14 protein-coding genes are annotated in these 19,361 nt (G+C 72.5%); 5 read left to right on the top strand and 9 right to left on the bottom strand.

Annotated elements, in window-relative coordinates; translation table 11 throughout:
- Positions 1-41 precede the first annotated feature (41 nt).
- On the top strand, positions 42-917 hold the full coding sequence (locus tag WMF22_RS21050; protein WP_438036818.1) for a M48 family metalloprotease: 876 nt from the start codon (positions 42-44) through the stop codon (positions 915-917).
- A gap of 116 nt (positions 918-1,033) precedes the next feature.
- A complete protein-coding gene (locus tag WMF22_RS21045) occupies positions 1,034-1,363 on the top strand; it encodes an FKBP-type peptidyl-prolyl cis-trans isomerase (RefSeq protein WP_437300829.1) in 330 nt (109 codons plus the stop codon).
- 115 nt (positions 1,364-1,478) lie between these two features.
- On the opposite strand, the gene WMF22_RS21040 is transcribed toward WMF22_RS21045, so the two are convergent.
- Positions 1,479-2,666 carry a Stp1/IreP family PP2C-type Ser/Thr phosphatase gene (locus tag WMF22_RS21040; RefSeq protein WP_438036817.1) on the bottom strand — a complete coding sequence of 396 codons (1,188 nt, stop codon included), beginning with the start codon at positions 2,664-2,666 and terminating at the stop codon, positions 1,479-1,481.
- Positions 2,667-2,767: 101 nt separating this feature from the next.
- On the bottom strand, positions 2,768-3,586 hold the full coding sequence (locus tag WMF22_RS21035) for a hypothetical protein (RefSeq protein ID WP_438036816.1): 819 nt from the start codon (positions 3,584-3,586) through the stop codon (positions 2,768-2,770).
- Positions 3,587-3,861: 275 nt separating this feature from the next.
- Between WMF22_RS21035 and WMF22_RS21030 the strand changes: the two genes are divergently transcribed.
- A complete protein-coding gene (locus WMF22_RS21030) occupies positions 3,862-5,202 on the top strand; it encodes a sigma 54-interacting transcriptional regulator (RefSeq protein WP_438036815.1) in 1,341 nt (446 codons plus the stop codon).
- 336 nt (positions 5,203-5,538) lie between these two features.
- On the opposite strand, the gene WMF22_RS21025 is transcribed toward WMF22_RS21030, so the two are convergent.
- Positions 5,539-9,765 (bottom strand): Kelch repeat-containing protein, encoded by a 4,227-nt coding sequence (locus WMF22_RS21025; protein WP_438036814.1) that lies wholly within the window; start codon positions 9,763-9,765, stop codon positions 5,539-5,541.
- Between the two features lie 25 nt (positions 9,766-9,790).
- On the bottom strand, positions 9,791-11,572 hold the full coding sequence (locus WMF22_RS21020) for a PEGA domain-containing protein (RefSeq protein ID WP_438036813.1): 1,782 nt from the start codon (positions 11,570-11,572) through the stop codon (positions 9,791-9,793).
- Positions 11,573-12,045: 473 nt separating this feature from the next.
- Between WMF22_RS21020 and WMF22_RS21015 the strand changes: the two genes are divergently transcribed.
- Positions 12,046-12,579, top strand: coding sequence for a hypothetical protein (locus WMF22_RS21015; RefSeq protein ID WP_438036812.1), 534 nt, complete (start codon positions 12,046-12,048; stop codon positions 12,577-12,579).
- 132 nt (positions 12,580-12,711) lie between these two features.
- Here WMF22_RS21015 and WMF22_RS21010 read toward each other — a convergent pair whose 3' ends face one another.
- The 4 genes from WMF22_RS21010 to WMF22_RS20995 all read right to left on the bottom strand — a co-directional run bounded on the left by WMF22_RS21010 (position 12,712) and on the right by WMF22_RS20995 (position 16,707).
- A complete protein-coding gene (locus WMF22_RS21010) occupies positions 12,712-13,365 on the bottom strand; it encodes a hypothetical protein (RefSeq protein WP_438036811.1) in 654 nt (217 codons plus the stop codon).
- 31 nt (positions 13,366-13,396) lie between these two features.
- The gene (locus tag WMF22_RS21005; protein ID WP_438036810.1) at positions 13,397-14,764 is read right to left on the bottom strand and encodes a tetratricopeptide repeat protein; all 1,368 of its coding nucleotides are present in this window, start codon (positions 14,762-14,764) and stop codon (positions 13,397-13,399) included.
- Between the two features lie 91 nt (positions 14,765-14,855).
- Positions 14,856-16,163 (bottom strand): hypothetical protein, encoded by a 1,308-nt coding sequence (locus WMF22_RS21000; RefSeq protein ID WP_438036809.1) that lies wholly within the window; start codon positions 16,161-16,163, stop codon positions 14,856-14,858.
- A gap of 127 nt (positions 16,164-16,290) precedes the next feature.
- On the bottom strand, positions 16,291-16,707 hold the full coding sequence (locus WMF22_RS20995; RefSeq protein WP_437300820.1) for a YbjN domain-containing protein: 417 nt from the start codon (positions 16,705-16,707) through the stop codon (positions 16,291-16,293).
- 165 nt (positions 16,708-16,872) lie between these two features.
- Here WMF22_RS20995 and WMF22_RS20990 point away from each other — a divergent pair, with 165 nt between their 5' ends.
- Complete coding sequence (locus WMF22_RS20990; RefSeq protein ID WP_438036808.1) at positions 16,873-18,732, top strand: N-acetylmuramoyl-L-alanine amidase; 1,860 nt, start codon at positions 16,873-16,875, stop codon at positions 18,730-18,732.
- A 40-nt stretch (positions 18,733-18,772) separates the two neighbouring features.
- Here WMF22_RS20990 and WMF22_RS20985 read toward each other — a convergent pair whose 3' ends face one another.
- A complete protein-coding gene (locus WMF22_RS20985; protein ID WP_437300818.1) occupies positions 18,773-19,360 on the bottom strand; it encodes a response regulator in 588 nt (195 codons plus the stop codon).
- Position 19,361: the final 1 nt, after the last annotated feature.

Here is a 19,361-nt window from a genome sequence, read left to right as displayed (position 1 = left end):
ACCCGCAGCAGCCCGGGTACCCGCCGGCGCAAACCGGGCCTGTGCCGGCGCCTACCTTCAACGTGCCCACGATGCCGGGGCTGCCGGTGCTCGGCGATCCCATCAACGACATCAACGTCAGCTGGCTCCAGTCCGAGGCCGGCGTCGTCATGGGCGCGTTGATCGGCGCGCTTCCGGCGGCCGCGCAGCAGAAGGTGAGGGGCATCCCGTTCATCGCCGATCCGACGGTGGGCGAGGTGAACGCGTTCGCTGGCTGCGACGACCAGCGGATGCCGTTCATGGCGATCACCGACGGGCTGCTCGAGGTCGAGGCGCAGATCGCGCAGTTCAAGGCGACCGACGAGGTCTTCGGGACGAGGAAGCTCGACGAGTTCCTGCGGATGCTCGCGCAGCGGCAGCGGCCTGGGCAGCCGATCGTCCGGCCGCCGGCGGGCTTCATCGATCCGGTGCAGCACACGGACGCGCGCAAGGTCGAGCGGCAGCGCCAGCTCTACCACGAGCAGCTCGCGTTCGTCCTCGGCCACGAGCTCGGCCACCATCACCTCGGGCACACGGGCTGCGCGAACGGGCAGGGGGGGAGCCGGGGCGTCACGCCCGCGGATCTCGGGCGGATGCTGTCGCGCACGCTCCCCATCTTCAACCAGCCGAACGAGATCGCGGCGGACGTGGCGGGCGTGAACAACCTGCTCGCCGCTGGCGCGCGGCAGCAGGGGTACCGCTGGACCGAGGGCGGCGCGATGCTCACGCTCGGCTTCTTCGCGTCGCTCGATCAGCTCACGCCCGCCACGATCCTGTTTGCCTTCGAGCAGACGCACCCGCACCCGCTGCTGCGGCAGCCCGTCGTCCAGCAGACCGCCAACACCTGGCGGATGACCGGCGGCGCGCCCGTGTTCACGTTCCCTGGTTTCGGCGGCTGAGCCACGATTCCCCGAGCGTCTTTGCGCTCGCGGGCGCTCGCCCGGAGGGCTCATCTGCTGCTTCGGCTTGACGCGACCGTGCAGCGCTCCTCCCATCGCGCCGAAAGGAGTCGACCATGCAAGCAGAGCTCGGGATCGAGGACCTCAAGGAAGGCACAGGCGCGGAGGCGAAGCACGGCCAGCTCGTGACGGTGCACTACGTCGGCACGCTGACCAGCGGCGACAAGTTCGACAGCTCGCGCGACCGCGGCCAGGGATTCTCGTTCAAGCTGGGGGCCGGCCAGGTGATCAAGGGATGGGATCAGGGGGTCGCCGGCATGAAGATCGGCGGCCTCCGCAAGCTGACGATCCCGCCGGAGCTCGGCTACGGCGCTCGCGGCTTCCCGCCCGTGATCCCGCCGAACTCGACCCTCGTTTTCGAGGTCGAGCTGCTCGCAGTCAAGTGATCTGCCGCGTCGGCCCCGCGGCGCCGGTCGCTGCTCGCGACCGGCGCGCAGGCCGACGCCGCCGGCGCGCACGTCGATGCCGACGCGGCCGACCCGAGCGCGCCAGCGGCGCGGCTCACGGCTTGATGGGGGCGCCACACTCGACGCAGAACCGGTTGCCGATGAAGAGCTCGTGCTTGCAGTGCGCGCACCGCGCGACCCGCACCTCGGTCGCGCGCTTCGCGGGCTTCGATGGCGGGGCTTCCTTCACCGGAGGCCTCGCCGCCGCCGTCACCGCGGCGTAGCGACCGGAGCCAGCGGCGGCCCGCGAGCGCCGATCCGTGAACGGCGCGGCGGCCATGCGCGCCACCGCGCCCGGCGCGCCGTGGGCCTGGCTCCGCAGGCCGCTGTCCGCGATGGAGTGGACCTGCTGCGCCGCGATCTCGAGATCGACCTCGTCGACCGGGAGCTGTCCCTCGTGGACCGCCGCGGGCGGAACCGTCTCGCCGAACTCATCGACGTGGAGGGGCCGGGTGTCATCGAGCTCGGCGCTGTTCGGTTGCCGCTCGTCCTGCGCGTCGAGCTGGATGCGGACGATCAGCGCCGAGATGTTGTCGGTCCCGCCCGCCTCGTTGGCCATCTCGATGAGGAGCTCGCACGCCTCGTGCGGATCCTGGGTGACGTCGAACACATCGAGCATCTGCTGCTCCGAGATCATCCCGCTCAACCCGTCCGAGCAGAGCAGGAAGACGTCGCCGGGCTGGGTGGGCTCCGAGCGGATGTCGACCTTCACGGCGTCCTTCATGCCGAGCGCGCGCGTGATGATGTTCTTCGGGAGCCTCGCCAGCTCGTCCTGGCTCAGGTCGGGCTTGAGCGCGAGGGCGTCGTTGATGAGCGAGTGGTCCTTCGTGAGCTGCTCGATCTCGCCGTGTCGGATCCGGTAGCAGCGGCTGTCGCCGACGTGCCCGACGTGGATCTGCTCCGTTTCGCACGACACGTAGGCGGCGACCACCGTCGAGCCCATGCCCTGGTGCTGGGTGTACGTGTTCGAGATGACGAACACATCGTGGTTCGCCTTACGGATCGCCGCGACGACGCGCCGTGCTTCCGGATCGAGCTCCTGTTCGTCGGCCGGGACGGGGCCTGGCAAGCTGCCGGCGCGGGTCGCCTCGAAGAAGTTGTCGAGCGATTTGGTCGCGAGCGCGCTGGCGACGTTGCCCGCGTTGTGCCCGCCCATGCCGTCCGCCACGACGAAGAGGCCGAGATCGGACTTCACGAGGACGTTGTCCTCGTTGTGCTTTCGCTGGCGACCTACGTCGGTCACGGCAGCCGCGACGGGTCGGGTGCGGCTGCTCGTCCTGAACTCGCCCATTCGCGGCAGATTATACCTGCCCCTCGCTGTGGACCGCCCACATTCCGGCTGCTTTAGCGGCGGGCTGCTCCCTGGGAGCCGGTCGCTTGAGCGGCGATCCTCGGTGACGTACCGGCCGAGGCCGCCGGTGGTCGCGTGCCCCGGGGTAGGGGATCCAGCGCGAGGCGCACACCGAACTGGAAGAATCCGTACGCCGCGGGGTCGGAACCCTCGTCAGGGCGGGAGAGGTAGGTGCCGGCGTCGAGCTCCGCGAACACGCCGACGCCAAGGATCGGGGCCGGGTAGAAGTCGGCGCCCAGCGCGACGCGGGCGACATCGAGACCGTGGAACACACGATCGGTCGCTGTCGAGCCGGCCGCCGAGGCCTCCGGCGATGTGAAGACCGTTCGCCGGTACCCCACGCCGTAGCTGATCCAGGGGTCGACCGCGATCCCCTGGGCGACGTGGTAGACGAACCCCAGACCCAGATCGAGGCTTCGGCCGGAGCAGTCGCTGCAGCCTGCCGCTGCCGAGAGCAGGGTGTAGGAGCCGCTTGCTTCCAGGACGGTCACGCGGCTCAAGCCGATGCCGAGGTTGGCGCCGAAGGTGAACCCGCCCGAGACCGTGTCGGTGACCGGTTGGCCGGCGGCCATGCCGCCGAAGGGCAGGCTGTACCCGGCCCGTCCCTGGAGCAGGAGGTGTCCGCTTCGCTCGTCGGGCCCGGCGGGGCGCTTCACCCCGGCTTCCGGCCCGGCCTCTTCTTCCTCAGCTACCTCGGCTGCGGCCGTCGTTGGATCTGCGGGCTGGGCGAGGGCCTGGTTGGCCGAGAGCACCCAGCCCGCTGCCGCCACGCCGAGCGCCGGCGCGGTCCACCTTGTCGAGCGCGATCTCACGAACGGCCTCTAGAACAGCGCGGTCCAGAGCGCAAAGGGGGCGCGCGCCGACGAGCAGGAATGTCGCCCGGGCGGCGCGGGCGACGCGACTCGACGCATCTCGACGCATCTCGACGCATCTCGACGCAACTGCGCCCCGCGTGCCGACGACAGACCTCCTGGACATGGACAACGCACCGACCTGCAGCGACCACGACAGCCCTTCCAGACCCCTCGCTTCTGCTTGCCGCGAGTTGGCGGCGTCCGCGCCGCCACCGGCGCCGGCCGCGCCCCTCGTGGCGCTGCCGGGAACGCTCGCCGGAGCGCCCGGCGATCGAGCGGACCCTGGCGTGCGCGGCGGCGAGCCCTTCTCGACCCGGGACGTCACGCTCGATCTCGTGGACGACAGCGACGTGCTCACCACGGTGTGGCTCCGCTGCGAGCACCCCGGCGGAGGCGCTCCGGTGCGCATCGCCGTCGCGCCGGGGGCCGAGCTCATCCTGGGCAGCGCTCCGGCTGCGGACGTGAGGCTCGACGACGCGGCGGTGAGCGCCCGGCACTGCCGCGTCGCGCACCGCGGCGCCTCGATCGAGGTGACGGACCTCGGCTCTCGCAACGGCGTTCGCGTCGGCGGCGTCCGCGTGCGGCAGGCGATGCTCGTCCCCGGCGGCTGCTTCGAGATCGGTCGCACGGCGATGTGCGTCGAGTCGGCTCGAAGGGTGCCGGTGATCGAGGAGGATGGGCCGCCGCTCCCCGGTCTCATCGGCCGCTCGCGGCCCATGCGGCAGCTCGCCGCGGCGGTCCGGCGGGTCGCGCCGCTCCAGCTCCCCGTGCTGCTGCGCGGCGAGTCCGGCACGGGAAAGGACGTCGTGGCCCGGGCGATCCACGCGGAGAGCACGCGGGCCGACCGGCCGTTCGTGGTCCTCAACGCCGCCACGATCCTGCGCGAGCTCGCGGAGTCCGAGCTGTTCGGCCATCGTCGGGGCGCGTTCACCGGCGCGGTTCGGGAGCGTCAGGGGGCGTTCGTCGAGGCCAACCACGGGACGCTCTTCCTCGACGAGATCGCGGCGCTCTCGCTGGAGGTCCAGGCGAAGCTGCTGCGCGTGGTGGAGGAGGGGATGGTCCGCCCGCTGGGGGCAGAGAGGGCGATGCAGATCAACGTGCGGCTCATCGTCGCGACCTGCGAGCCGCTGGAGACGCTCGTCGCCGAGCGTTGCTTCCGCGCGGATCTCTACGAGCGCCTGGCGGTGTGCCGTATCCAGCTCCCCGCGCTGCGCGATCGGGCCGACGACATCCCGCTCCTGGCCGAGCACCTCCTGGCGAGCTCCGAGATTGGCCGGCGCCAGCTGTCCCCTGGCGCGCTCGCTGCGCTGAGGGCGCACCGCTGGCAAGGCAACGTCCGGGAGCTGCGGAACGTGCTGATTCAAGCCGCGCTGCGCGCGCACGGCCGTGTGCTGCCCGAGCACATCACGGCGGTCATCGCCGATCGCGAGCCCCCGGTCCGCCGGAAGATCACGCCCGCCGATGCGCTCCGCGCCTTCGAGGAGGTGGGCGGCAACGTCAGCGCCGCGGCGCGGCTTGCGGATATCCCGCGGTCGACGATGCGGGATCTGCTTCGCGTCGCGAAGGAGAGGTGAGGGCGGCGCTCGGCGCTGGGGCGCTTTCCCGGGAGCACGCGCCGAGGGGAGGGTCTGCGCGGCGGCCGCGGGTGGGCGCTCGCCATCCGCCGAGGCGGGGACGGGGGAGCTCGCGCATGAAACACCACCCGGCATGTCTCCCTTCGGGCCATGCCACCTGGGACGTTTCGTCGCGCGCCACACAAGGCGCGCCTGAGACGTGGAGCCTGCAGGGACCTTATGGCACCTCGGTCGGTGCTCGATCGCGCCCACCCGCGGCCGCCGCGCAGACCCTCCCCTCGGCGCTACGGGCGTGGGGGCGGCGGGTCCCCATGCCGCGATCGATCGCGGGCGCCTTCACGCCACAGCGCGCGGGCGCCGGGCACCCAGGGCGGCGAGGGCGAGCACGATGAGCGCTGCCAGCGTCCGGGGCGAGGGGGGAAGGGCGCCGGGAGCAGCGAGGGCGCAGCCGCTGGTGTCGTGGTGGTACTTGTCGGGCGGCGCATCGACGCATCGATGCGTCGGGTCGCACACCTTACCGTCCACGCAATCGCGGACCGAGTCGCAGCGGGTCAGGCACTGTCCTGTGGCCTTGTCGCACGCATACGAGGCGCAGGTCTTCGGCTCGCCGGCCACGCACACGCCGTCCTCGCAGTGGTCGTCTGGCGTGCACGGGTCGCGATCGCTGTCGCAGCTCGCGCCGTCGTCCTTCGCTGGGTTGTCGCACGCCCCCGTCGACGGATCGCAGCTGCCCTGCTTGTGGCACGCATCGGGCGGCGGGCACATGACCGGGCTGCCCACGCAGACCTCGCTCTGGCACTCGTCGTCCAGGGTGCAGAGGTTGCCGTCATCGCAGCTGGCGCCGTCGTCCTTCGCTGGGTTGTCGCACGCCCCCGTCGACGGATCGCAGCTGCCCTGCTTGTGGCACGCATCGGGCGGCGGGCAAATGACCGGGCTGCCCACGCAGACCGCGCTCTGGCACTCGTCGTCCAGGGTGCAGCGGTTGCCGTCATCGCAGCTCGCGCCGTCGTCCTTCGCTGGGTTGTCGCACGCCCCCGTCGACGGATCGCAGCTGCCCTGCCTGTGGCACGCATCGGGCGGCGGGCAGAGGACCTCGTCGAGTCCCGTGCAGAGCCCGACCTGGCACGCGTCGCGCCGGGTACAGAGGTTGTCGTCATCGCAGGTGGCGCCCTCATCTTTGGGCGTTTCCGGCGAGCAGCTCCCCGTCCTCGTGTTGCACACGCCCGGCTCGTGGCAGCCATCGGATACCGTGCAGACCACGGGGTTCGCGCCCTGGCAGGCGCCGTCGTGGCAAACGTCGTGCTGGGTGCAGGCGTTGCCGTCGTCGCAGGCGACGTCGTCGACCGGCTCGCAGGTGTCCGGGATCCGAGCGCCGGTGGGGATGAGGGTGATGTCGGTGACCGCGCAGACGTCGCAGGGGCCGCCGTCGCAGGCCGCGTCGCAGCAGACGCCGTCGACGCAGAAGCCGCTCCGGCAGTCGGCCGCCTGGCGGCACAGCGTGCCATTGGAGAGGAACTCGTACAGCTCGGCGGTGGCCAGCGGGATCCCGCCCGCACCGACGCCGCCGACCACGAGGACCGTCCCATCGTCGAGCACGAGCCCCGCGGGCTCGCTCCGGGGCGCCTTCAGCGGGCGGACCTCGTGCCAGACATTGGCGATCGGGTCGTAGAGCTCCACGCTCGTCAGCGGGCCGCCGATGTCGGCGCCGCCTGCGACCAGCACCCGTCCGTCCGGCAGCTCCGTGGCCACATGGCCCGTGCGCGCATGGTGCATGGGCGCCGCGCGCGAAAAGGACTGGGGCTCCGGATCGAAGAGCTCTGCCGAGGCAAGAACGCCATCGCTGCTCGCGCCTCCGGCGATCAGGACCTGACCCGCCCGCAGAAGCGTGGCGCTATGGCCGGCGCGGGCGTTGCGCATCGCTGCGGGAACCGGTTCCCATTGGTCGGCGATCGGATCGTACAGCTCTGCGTCGCTGCGAGCGCCAACGTCGCCCCAGCCTCCGACGACCAGCACTTGCCCGTTCTGCAGCAGCGTCGTGGTGTGAAGATAGCGGGCCGCCTGCATGGCCCTGCGGGGCGTCCATCGATCGGCATCCGGGTCGTACCGCTCGACATCGCTGAGCGCGCCGCCGCTGCCCCAACCCCCGGCGACCAGCACCTGCTCGTTGTTGAGCCGGACCGCAGCATGGTAGGCGCGGGCGCGGTTCATCGCACCGGCGGGCAGCCACGTTCCCGTCGCCGGGTCGTACAGCTCCGCGCTCGCGAGAGGGCCGTCGGAGCTGTTGCCGCCGGCGACGAGCACCTGGTCGTTGGGCAGCAGCGTTGCGGTGTGAGCATGACGGGCGCTGTTCATCCTGGCGGCCGGGAGCCAGGTTCGGCTCGCTGGATCGTACTGCTCGACGCTCGCCTCGTAGCCGGCGTGGCTGAACCCTCCGGCGATCAGCACGCGATCGTCGGGCAGCGGCGTCACGGTGGCGTGGATACGGCCTGTGCGCATCGACGCCCCGGTTGCCCAGCGCCCGGCCGGGTCGTACAGCTCTGCGCTCGCGAGAGAACCACGGGAGGTGTAGGCGAAGCCCCCCGCGACCAGCACCTGCCCGCTCGGCAGCAGCGTCGCGGTGTGAGCACCGCGGGCGGTGCGCATCGAGCCGGCGGGCTGCCACGTTCCCGTCGCCGGGTCGTACAGCTCCGTGCTCGCGAGATCGGAGGCGACGCCGCCCGCGACCAGCACCTGCCCGCTCGGCAGCAGCGTCGCGGTGTGACCAGCGCGGGCGATGCCCATCCATCTGATAGGCGGCCACGGTCCCGTCTCCGGCTCGTACAGGTCCGCGCTCGCGAGAGGATTGGAGCTGAAGTAATCGGTGCCCGTGACCAGCACCTGCCCGCTCGGCAGCAGTGTCGCGGTGGCAGCATGACGGGCGTTGAACAACGAGTGGGCGAGCTGCCAGGTGTTCGTCGCCGGGTCGTACAGCTCCGCGCTTGCGAGAGGACCGGAGGCGTGGTCATCGCCGCCCGCGACTAGCACCTGCCCGCTCGGCAGCAGCGTCGCGGTGTGACCAGCGCGGGCGTCGTTCATCGGGCGGGTCGGCTTCCACGTTCCCGTCGCCGGGTCGTACAGCTCCGCGCTTGCGAGAGGACCGGAGGCGTGGTCCTCGCCGCCCGCGACTAGCACCTGCCCGCTCGGGAGCAGCGTCGCGGTGTGATGATAGCGGGCGTCGTTCATCGAGCCGATCGGCTTCCACGTTCCCGTCGCCGGGTCGTAGAGCTCCGTGCTCGCGAGCGACACATGGAAGGCCTCGTTAAAGCCGCCCGCGACCAGCACCTGCCCGCTTGGCAGCAGCGTCGCGGTGTGCTGAGCGCGGGCGGTGCCCATCGAGCTGGCGGGCAGCCACGGTCCTGTTGTTTCCGCCGCTGCGTCGTACAGCTCTGCGAACGCGAGAGAACCGGAGCCCTCGTTAAAGCCGCCCGCGACCAGCACCTGCCCGCTCGGCAGCAGCGTCGCGGTGTGCTCAGCGCGGGCGGTGCTTATCGAGCCGGCGGGCAGCCACGTTCCCGTTGTTCCCGTCGCCGGGTCGTACAGCTCCGCGCTCGCGAGAGAAACCTGGAAAGGATCCTGGGAGGCCTCGTTAAAGCCGCCCGCGACCAGCACCTGCCCGCTCGGCAGCAGCGTCGCGGTGTGCTCAGCGCGGACGGTGCCCATCGAGCCGGCGGGCTGCCAGGTGTTCGTCGCCGGGTCGTACAGCTCCGCGCTCGCGAGATAACCGGAGGCGTGGTCATCGCCGCCCGCGACCAGCACCTGCTCGCTCGGCAGCAGCGTCGCGGTGTGACCAGCGCGGCCGGTGCGCATCCCCTCCGTCGCCTGCCACACCGGATCCACCAGCACCGCCTCTCCGTTGGCCTGCACCCACAGCTCGATCCGCTGCCCCCGCGCCTCAAGTCGCGCCGCGATCGCTCTGCCCCCTCCGGCGTGCGCCTCGGGCGCCGTGACCCGCATCCGCGCTATGCCGCCCTCGTCCAGCACCGCCACCGCCTCGCCCTCTTGCCGCAGCGCCGCGCCGTCCACCTCCCACACGGCGACGGGCGCATCGCTCGTCACGTGCTCGGCCTCGAGCAGCAGCCACTCCTCCGCGCCCCCGCCGGCGATCGCCGTCCAGTACGACCGACCTCCCGGTCGCACATACGTCACAGCGCTCCCTTCGAGCGCCGCGTCGCCCGCCGCGCCGATCTCGCGCACCTCGAATGCAAACCCGCTCTGCCCGCGGAAGCGCAGCCCCTGCTCGCCCTTCACAGGCAACACCGCCTCGATCATCTCTGCCGCGGGCCGGAACCGTCCCGGCATCTCCCCCCGCGACCTCGCCACAAACCCCTGACCGGTCGCCACGAAGCCCGCGCCCGCCGCGAGCACCTGCGTCACCTGCTGCGGAAAGCGCGCGCGCAGCACATCGCTCGGACCCTGCGAAGGCTCGCCCGCGTCGCTGCATCCGACCAGCGCGCCAAGCGCCAGCACCACCAGCACCACCCAGAAGCCAAGCAACCCGCACCTCGGCAAGAACGCGAAACGCATGACCCCTCCCGCAAGCATGCAAGCGTCAAAGCTCGAACCGCGCCCCCACGGTCGGCGCCACGCCGACGACGACACCGCCCACCAGCGGCTCGGCGCTGAACCACCCATAGCCGTCGGGACCGGCGTGGATCCCGTCCGCCTCGCGCCACGCCGGCCGCGACACCGCGAACAGCACCGGCACCTCCAGCCCCGCGTTCACCTCGACGTGTTCGCTGAGCGACCACCCGACGCGCACCTCCGGCGCGACGAACACGAAGCGCGCCGCCTGCGTCGCGACGACCGTTCCCACCCGGTAAGCCGCCGCGCCCTCCGTGCGCGCGGCGAACGATCCGCTCCGCGCGTCGGACATCGACCCGAAGACGCCGCCCGCGCCGAGCCGGAAGTGGATCGGCAAGCCCGCGTCGAGCGCGTAGCCGACCCACGCGCCGAGGAGCAAGCCGCGCAGCCGGAGCACGTCGTCGACCTGGCCAGCGGCGGTCGTATCGCCCGCGGCGTCCATCGCGCTCGTCGCCAGCGCAGGGTCCCCGACGAGGTTGAGCGACGTGCGCCGCCCGCGCGTCGCCTGTTTCACCGAGAGCGCGCCGAACGACGCCCCGAACCCGATGCCCGAGCTCAGCTGGTACCCGCCGCGGAGCACGCCGTAGCTCCCGGCGCCCACCCCCGCGCTGCACCCCGTCCCGCACGTGCCCGCCACGTCGCCCCCGAAGCTCGGCGCGATGAGCACCGCCGTCCCCAGCTCCACGAGGAAGCGCGGCGGCGGCGGCGGCTTGCGCCAGAAGGGCGACCCGGGATCGCGCTCGAGCTCCACCGAGAGCTCCTCCCGCCCGCCGCGCGCGAGCGCGATCGCGCGCGTCGCGGGCAGGAACCCCTCGGCCGTGGCCTCGACGGTGTGCTTCCCCGCGCGGACCTGCCCTTCCCACGGACCCCGGCCGAGCGACACGCCGTCGAGCGACACGAGCGCGTCCACGGGCACCGGCGCGATGCGCAGCGCGACGTCCAGCTCCTCCGCCTCGAGCCGCAACTGCTCGACCTCATCCACCCGGAGGCTCACGCGGACCGGCGCGGTGCCGAGGCGGCCCGCGCCGCGCAGGAGCACCACGTGCGCGCCGGGCGCGAGCGGCACCGAGAGCGGCGCCGCCGAGGTCTTGCCGACCTCGACGCCGTCGACGACCACCGAGAGCTCCCGCCCGCGCGCCTCGACGACCCGGAGCGTCCCCACTTGCTTCAGCCGGACCAGGCGCGCCGCGACGCGCGCGGTCTGCCCGCCCGCGACCTCGACGCGCGTCTCGAACGGCTCGAAGCCCTCCTTGTACACGCGCACGCCGTGGCTGCCCGCCGCGACCCGGAGCGGCGCGACCAGCGGAAAATCCCCCCGGCGCTGCCCGTCGACGGTGATCGTCGCGCCAGGCTCGGCCTGCGCGATCTCGACGGTGCCGACGAGCCCGCGCAGCGCGATCACCTCGCGCTGGATCGCGTCTCGCCTCGGCGCCTCCAGGGCCTCGGAGAAGTCGCGCAGCACGACCTCGAAGAGATCGAGCGCCTCGTCGAAGCGCTGGAGGCGCTTCAGGCTCTCGGCGGCGCCGACCGTCGCGCTCTCGTTCGGGTAGAGCTCCCTCGACGCCTGGAACTCCGCGAGCGCGGCGCTCCAGGCCCCCTCCTGGTAGAGCTTCCTGCCCTTGAAAAAGCGCGCCCTCGCTTCGTCCTTCGCGTCCTCGGGCGGCGCGCTCTCGCCGGCCGGCGGCTCAGGCTGAGCGAGCGCCAGCGCCTCCCAGCGGCTCCCCAGCAACCCCGGGATGCCTGCCGGCACCCGCTGGTACGGCTCCTCCGAGCTGCTGGTGCAGCTCCGAGGAGCTGCTGGTACGGCCCCTCGGAGCCGCTGGCACGGCTCCCTGGAGCTGCTGGTGCAGCTCCTCGGAGCTGCTGGTACGGCTCCCTGGAGCTGCTGGTGTAGCTCCTCGGCGCTGCTGGTGTAGCTCCTCGGAGCTGCTGGTACGGCTCCTCGGCGCTGCTGGTACGGCTCCCCGGCGCTGCGGACACGATCCCCGGCCGTCTCGGCGGCGCTGGCCGCGTTCCCGGGCTGCTGGGTTCACGACCACCCTCACGGAGCTCCGGGACCTCTATCTGGCCGTCGTCCAGTACGAGGCGCAGCTCACGAGCAAGGCCTACGGCCCCGAGCGCCGCGCGCTGCTCCGCGGCGCCATCCAGCTGCTCGACACCGCGAACCTCTGGTTCGGCGAGGGCAAGCGCACCGGCGCCTACCAGGTCCGGCCCGTCGACCAGGTGATCAAGGCGAGCCGGCCGTGGCGCGCGCGGCTCAAGGCGTTCGCCGATCAGGCGTTCGCGTTCGAGCCGGATGTCGCCGAGCAGTTCGCCGACGTCAACACGAGCGGCACGCTCACCGAGGAGACCAGCGATCTCGCCATGCTGCTCCGGCTCGCCAAGCAGCACCAGGCCCGCCTTTCGCCCGTCGGCCTCACCGAAGACTTCCTGCGCGAAGGCAGCGCGCTGCTCGACGAGGTGAGCGGCCGTGACCTGCTCGGCATCCTCGGTCTGCGGAACCGGGAAGAGGCGATGGTGCTGCGCAACTCCATCGTGACGTATGCCACGCTGCTCGGGAACGAGGCGCGCGCCGCCGGCGTCAACGCCTGCTGGGACATCCCCGAGGCGAAGCGCCGCTTCAGCGCCATCTCGTTCCGCGACGCGCTGCGGAGGCTCCGCCCGAAGCGCCGCGGCAGCGCCGCCGCGCCGGACGAGCCGGCGCCCGTCGAGACCAAGCCCACCGACGCCAAGCCCGTCGAGCCCTCGCCGGTCTGAAGCCACTCCCGATCGAAAACGCGGCGTGTCAGCGCTGCGGACGCACCGCAACCCCGCTGTCACGCTGGCAGGAGCGCCTGCCTCAACCGGTCGCGCTCCGCCAGGGCTGGCCTTGCTCTCGCGCTCCGCGCGTCAATGGGCGATGCCCCGGAGGCGCTTCTTGATCGTCTCCCGAACGTCGGCGGGGAGCGAATGGAGATGCTCCTCGGAGAGCATGCGCAGCACCTCCACCGGGAGCGCGAGGATCACCTGCTCGGGGGCGAGCCCGGCGAGCCGCTGCTCGGGGGCGAGCCCGGCGAGCCGCTGCTCGGGGGCGAGTCCGGCGAGCCGTTTTTCCACAGGCATCGCCTCGACCAGCTTCTGGAACATCTCCTCGTACCCCGGGAGTTCCTCGATGTCCGGCTGCTTCATCCTCGTGTCCCTCATCCACTGCTTCAGCCACCGTGCTGCCTCGCCCGGCAGGGCGGACCGATGGCTGAAGAGCCGCAGGTAGTCGTCGCGTTCCGCCTCGGTCACCTCGTCCGTGATGGCGAGGTACGTATCGTACATCGGCCCGTCGATGCGCGCATACCCTCCGCCGAGCGGGCTCAGAGTCCAGCCCTTGCGCGCCAGATCCTCGCGCAGCGTCGGTGTTACCGACGCGACCACCAGCACCAGCGTCAGGTCCCCTGGCGCCGGTAGGTCGTCGAGGTGGGCCGTCTCGTACAGTCCGCCATAGGTCACGAGCCGCACCAGATCCCCGGGCCGGACGCCGAGCACGTCGGCCAGCTTTACAAGGACGCCCACTCCGATGTTGCTCTTGGCGCGCTCGATCTCTTCAGAAGGCGCCCGCGACGCTGAGGGTGGCCTGACCTGGCGCCACGAACGGCGCGATCGCGGTGATGCGCGGCCCGTCGGCTGCGGTCTGCTGCTTCTGCGGGTACCAATCGATCATGGCGTAGGTCGCGGTGCCGACGACCCCGACGCCGAAGAGGACCCACCCGGTGATCGCCCAGGGGACCGCGCCGTCAAAGCGGTCGAGCTTCTCGCGGAGCTTTCCGCACGCGTTCCTGAAGTCGGGGAGGTCGCCCGACGGATCTTCGCGCGCGCCACAGGGCTGAGACCTGCGGTTCGCGGGGATCGCGCTCTGGTGACCCGCGACGTACGCCTCGATCTGCCCCCCGATGTCGTCGGCGCTGCTGCGCGCGTCGACCGTGATGGCCGAGCCGACGATCCCCATGACCAGGCCGACGCCGGCGACGCCGGTGCCCGCCCAGGCGAGCGGCTTGCGCGCGTACCAGTGGAAGAACGGCTCGCGTCCGCCGGAGGCCTGCGCTGGGCTCATCGAGCCCATCGTGCTGCTCGTCGAGACGCTGAAGCCGCCGGCGCCCGTCGGCGCTGCTGGTGACGGTGAGGGGCTCGGCGCGGCTGCGCCCGGAGCCATCGCGCCGGGAGCGGTCGCGCCCGGCGCGGGCGGCGTGGTGCCCGTCGCCGGAGGCTGTGCCGGCGGTGGCGGCGCGGCGCCCGGGGCGGCCGAGGTGGGCGCAGGGGTCGGCGTCGCCGGGGTGGGCGCGCCGACAGGCGGCGTCGCGGGCGTCGCGCCGCTCGTGCCCAGGGTGAGCGTCGCGGGCGTGGCTGTGCCGATCTTCGCGTCCACCTGCGTGGTCGCCGATCGGTCCAGGTAGGTCGCGAACAAGGTGTGCTTGCCGGGCGTCACAAACACCGGATCGAGCAGCGGCGCCTTGCCGATGAGGACGCCGTCGACGCTGATGTCCGCGCCATTCGCGTCGGCGATCACGACGAGGAAGCCGCTCCTCCGTTTCACATCGGCGATCGCCTTCTCCGCTGCGGCGCGCTGCTCCGGCGTCGCCGCGGCGTGCTCGCGCAGGAACTGCTGCAGGTGCTTGCCGGCGTCCTGGAGGTGATTGGAGCGAAGCTCGCTCTGTCCGAGGTTGAGCAGCACGGCCGGGTGTCGCTTGAGCGCGTAGACCTGAAGGAACGCGGTGCGTGCCTCCTCGAACCGACCGGCGTCGTACGCCTTGACCCCTTCCTCGTAGCGCTGGCGCGCGACCTCGGTCACGGGATCGGACGGTTGCGCGAAGCTCAGCCGCTCGCTGAAGAGAGAAGGGGGGAGCCCGGCCTCCGTGAGCACGGCGGGAGCGATCAGCGAGAGCAGGAGGACTGGGGCGCAGGCGCGTGTTTTCATGGCTCCTCAGATCGGGCTTCGCCTCGTCGGCGTCCGCGAAAGGATACGATTGCAGCAGGCCTCGCTGCCGAGGCGAGTAAACAGGTGCGCTTCAGAACGGCGCATCGCGGATGATGCCGCCGCCCTTGCTGCCTCCGGTCGAGCTCGTGCCACGCTGCGCCGGTGCTTGAGGCGCGGGCCTCTGTGCAGGGGGGGCCGCCTTCGGCGTGGGCGCTGGCACCGCGGGCGCCGCTGCGCTCCCGGCGGAGGCGTGCGCCGTGGCAGAAGCAGGCGCCGTGGCTGCAGGAGGCGTCGCGGCAGAGGCAGGCGCCGCCGCGACGGAGGATGTCGTCGCCGCGGGAGCCGGAGGCGACGCTGAGGCGCTCGGCGCAGGTGAGGCGCCGTCGTCCGTAGCGGTGGCGGCGGTCGAGGCGGCGGGGGGCGCCTGCGAGGCGGCGGGGGGCGTGGTCGCTGCGGCGGGCGTCTCCGCCGTCGACGATGCCGCCGGGGGCCTGGGATCCTCTCCGGCGTCGTCTCGAAGCAAGGTGCGACCAACGACGAGCAGCAAGGCCACGCCCGCGAGGGCGAGCACGACCCGCAGCGCCGTCTTGTTCGGCGTGGACACGGGGATCTCGATCGGATCGTGGTCTTCCGTGCGGACGCCTGACGCGGCCACGGAATCAGCGCTCTCCCTCGCCGGAGGCGCCGCGCGGGGGCCCCTGCGCTTCGGCCGTGCCGAAGGCGGTTCGTCCTCCGGGGGCGGGGAGGGGGACCGGTCCACCCGCGGCTGCGGCTCAGCGGCGTGCGCGCCGGCCGCGGCGCCTGGCGCGGCGGCCGCTGCCTCCGGCTCACCCATTCCTACCTGTGTTTTCCCTGCCGGCGCGGGGGGCGGTTCCCGCGTCACCGCGCCCGCGCTCGGGGCGCTCGCGTCCGAGGCGCCGCCGGCCGTCCGGGCGTCGATGAGCGGCTGAGGCGAGGGGCTGGCCTGCTCACCGGCCCCCGCCGCTCCCGCGTCGCGGGACGTGGCCCCCGCCGCGGGCGGCCCCGGCGGGTCCTCGCCGACGGCAATGGTCGGGACCCCCTCGATCACGGTGTCGGACACGCCGGACGCGCCGGCTGGCGGGGCCTCGATGACGCCCGTCGTGGGCGCCGCTGGTGCAGCAGGAGAAGGCGCCTCCGCGGGCCCAGGCTTCACCGCCGGCGCTCCGGCGGGGGAGGCCGCCTGGGCTTCCGACGATTTCGCTGCGGATGCGCCGGGCTCCTCCGCAACGGCGCCGCCGCGCGCGTCGCCTCGGGCGCCCGACAGCTCGTCGAACGCCTCCCAGGACGGCCGGATCGACGACGCGATCCGCTCCGCCTCCTCCGCAGAGAGGGAGCGCTCACCAGGTTCCGCGGTCGTCGGTTGCTCCCCCGCAGTCATCGCGGTGAGGAACTTACCACCCGCGTCTGCTGCACCGCAATCTCGCGACGGATCGGCGCATCACGGGCTGCCGCGCACGGCGGGAGCGCGCGCCCCCCCCGGCGCCCCCGGAACGACCGGGAACGGCTCACCCGCCGCGCACCTCGCGCAGCAGCGCGTCATCCCAGGTGTCGGCGACCTGGCTCACCGTCGTGACGATATCCTCGAACTCTTCGTACTCGAGCGCGCTGAGGCGCCGCAGGCAGCGCACCACCACCTCGTTGCGCGCCTTGTCGATCGCGAAGGCCGCGTCGGAGGTGATGACGAAGCTGAGCTCCAGGAGCCGCCGGTAGAAGGCCTCGCGCCCGCTCAGGGGGACGGCCATGATGGGAGAGAAGACCATCAGGACGCCTTGAGCCTCCAGCACGTTGACGCCGATCGTCGCGCTCCCGTGCTGAAGCTGCGCGTACCCCGTCTCGTCGAGCGTGCTGGCGCCGGCGCCGCTCGGCGATCCGGCCCCGCCCCGAGAGCTCGCGTCGTACCGGGCGAGATACGCGTTGACCATGCTCGTCGCGTCGGCAAACCTCTCCCCCGACGCGCGGTCCGCGTAGAGGGGTCCTGTGGATGAAGTGGGCGTGAGGTCGGGCACGTGAAACCTCCTGGACGCATCGCCAGTCGCTCGGCGCGCGGGGCTGAACTGGCGAGCCGACAGCACACCAGCCCGGCGTGGTTGCATCGTAACGCTCCGGCGTTCGCGGCGATCGCGCTTTTTGCCGTGGTGGCGCACGCCACCCTCGGGTGCAGCGCGGAGGGCGGCGCGCCGGCTGCGCCCGCCGGCATCTCCGACGAGGAGCGTGCCGCCGCGCTGCTCGATCCGGCTGCGCTCCTCCCACCCCGCGCCGAGACGGTCGCCCTCGCCGATGCCGTCGCCATCGCGTCATCGCGCGCCGGGGCGCCGGCGCAGGCGGCCTCGCTCGCGGAGCTGGCCGGCGACCTTCGCGTGCGGCTCTTCCGCCTCGATCAGGCGGTCACCGACGCGCGCGAGGCGATGGAGCTCTACAGCGCGGCGGCGACGGCCTTCCGCGCCTCTTCCGATCCGGCCCACGTCGAGCGCGCGTGCCAGGCCGAGCGCCGCCGCGCGCTGCTCGCCGGCGAGCTCGCTCACGACGCGGCCGTCGCGTACCGCGAGCTCTACCTGGTCTCGCGGCGCTACGCGGCCCTCGCCCCGCCCGCGCCGTCCGGCGGCGCGCCGCGCTCGCAGTGCCTGGGCGCGCTCGCGCTCGCGCTGGCGCAAGCCGCTGCCTACCGGCCGAGCGGGGACGCGCTGCGCGCGCTGGAGCAGGAGGGACACCGGGTCGAGGGCGTCGCGCTCGCGCTCGCATCGAGCCCGGCGCCGGGCTCCTCCGCCGCGCCCGCGAGCGCCGCGGGCGCGGCGCCGGTGCGGGTGACGACCGCCGAAGCCACCGGCGATGTCGTCGTGGCCCCCCGCGCGCCGGCGGCGCCCACCGGCCCGGTGAAGATCACCTCGATCGAGCGGCACGGCTCGGACAAAGGGGCGCGCGTCGTTGTCGAGCTCTCCGCGCCGACGACGTTCGACGTAGGCACGCTCGCGGCGGACGAGAGCGCCGGCAAGGACGCGCGCGTGTTCGTCGACATCGCGAGGGCGACGTCGCGCGGCATCGCGCGGGAGATCGAGGTCGGCGGCGTCCTGCGGCGGGTGCGCGTCGGCGTCCAGCCGGATGGAACGCGCGTCGTCCTCGATCTCGCCGCCAACCTGCACCGCCGGATCTTCTACCTCCCCGATCCGTTCCGGATCGTCGTCGACGTGAGCACCCGCCCTCCGTTGCGCGACGACAAGGACAACCCCGGCGGCGCGCGGGAGGTCCGGCGCGTCGCGATCGATCCGGGGCACGGCGGCAACGACACCGGCGCCGTCGGCCCCACCGGGTTGAAGGAGAAGGACGTGACGCTCGACGTCGCCCACCGCGTCGCCCCGCTCCTCGCGCGCGAGCTCAAGATCGAGACGCTCCTCACGCGGGACAGCGACACCTACGTCCCGCTGGAGCTCCGCACCGCGCGCGCGAACGCGTTCCACGCCGACCTGTTCGTCTCGATCCACTGCAACGCGAGCGAGAACGGCCGCGCTCGTGGGGTCCAGACGTTCTCGCTCGCGGCCCCTCACGACGGCGAGGCGACGTCGGCGCAGCTCGCGGCGCGCGAGAACGCCGCCCGCGCCGGGCGGGCAGGGCAGGGCGTGGACCCAGGTGATCCCGGCGCCCGCCTCGAGGTGGCGGCGATCCTGTCGAACCTCAACGTCGGTGACATGGCGGCCCGCTCGCGCCACTTCGCCGAGCTCCTCCAGCGATCGTCGCTCGCGTCGCTCTCGCCCCGCTACCCCGACACGAAGGATCAGGGCGTCAGGGGCGCGGGCTTCTTCGTCCTCGCGGGCGCCGACATGCCGGCCGCGCTGTTCGAGACCGCGTTCATCTCGAACCCCGAGGACGAGGCTCGCCTCGCGACCGCCGACTTCCGGCAGAAGATGGCGGACGCCATCGTGAACGCGATCCGCGCCTACCGCGAGGGCAAGTGAGGGGCGCCGCTGGCCTGGGCGGGCGTCGCCCGCGCAGGCGTCACCCTCGCTCGAGGCCCATGAGCCGCTCGAGTGAGTCGCGCAGCTCGCTGGCCTCGCCCTTCTTGATGAAGTCGTAGGCGCCGGCCTCGGTCGCGTTCTTCTTCATGTCCTCGTGGTTCGAGTACACGATGCAGCGGATGTGCGAGGTCGCGTCGATGGAGCGGAGCCGCTCCAGACAGCGCACGCCGTCGAGGCCCGGCATCATGATGTCCAGGATGAGCGCGTCGGGCTGGAGGTTGCCCACCGCGACGAGCGCGTCGAACGGATCCTGGAACGTCGTCAGGTCGAACCTCCGCGACAGCGTCTTGCGGAGCGCGGCGAGGACGGAGGGGTCGTCGTCGACAACGACGACCTTCGGCTTGCCCATCCGGAGGATCTCCGGGATCGGGTAGCCGTACTTTCGGAGGAAATCGAGCACGTCCAGCCGCCGGAAACGGAGGTGCCGTCCTGGCGTGCGGAAGTGGCGGATCTCCCCCTTGTCCGCCCAATTGTGGATGGTCTTGAGGTCCACCTGACAGAAGCGCGCGACGTCGCTCGCGGTGAACAGCTCGGGCTGCGTCGTGTTCTCTTTCGGGTTCGTTTCCATG

This window comes from Sorangium sp. So ce204 (assembly GCF_051526795.1).
Lineage (GTDB): Bacteria > Myxococcota_A > Polyangia > Polyangiales > Polyangiaceae > Sorangium > Sorangium cellulosum_B.
The sequence above is the reverse complement of the archived record's forward strand: the minus strand, read 5'-3'. Positions and strand labels throughout refer to the sequence as shown.

Bases quoted from the DNA above. Each gene is read 5' to 3' on its own strand.
- WMF22_RS21045 (WP_437300829.1), top strand. From the start codon at position 1,034: ATGCAAGCAGAGCTCGGGATCGAGGACCTCAAGGAAGGCACAGGCGCG.
- WMF22_RS21025 (WP_438036814.1), bottom strand. From the start codon at position 9,765: ATGCGTTTCGCGTTCTTGCCGAGGTGCGGGTTGCTTGGCTTCTGGGTG.
- WMF22_RS21005 (WP_438036810.1), bottom strand. From the start codon at position 14,764: ATGAAAACACGCGCCTGCGCCCCAGTCCTCCTGCTCTCGCTGATCGCT.
- WMF22_RS21000 (WP_438036809.1), bottom strand. From the start codon at position 16,163: ATGACTGCGGGGGAGCAACCGACGACCGCGGAACCTGGTGAGCGCTCC.
- WMF22_RS20995 (WP_437300820.1), bottom strand. From the start codon at position 16,707: ATGGTCAACGCGTATCTCGCCCGGTACGACGCGAGCTCTCGGGGCGGG.
- WMF22_RS20985 (WP_437300818.1), bottom strand. From the start codon at position 19,360: ATGGAAACGAACCCGAAAGAGAACACGACGCAGCCCGAGCTGTTCACC.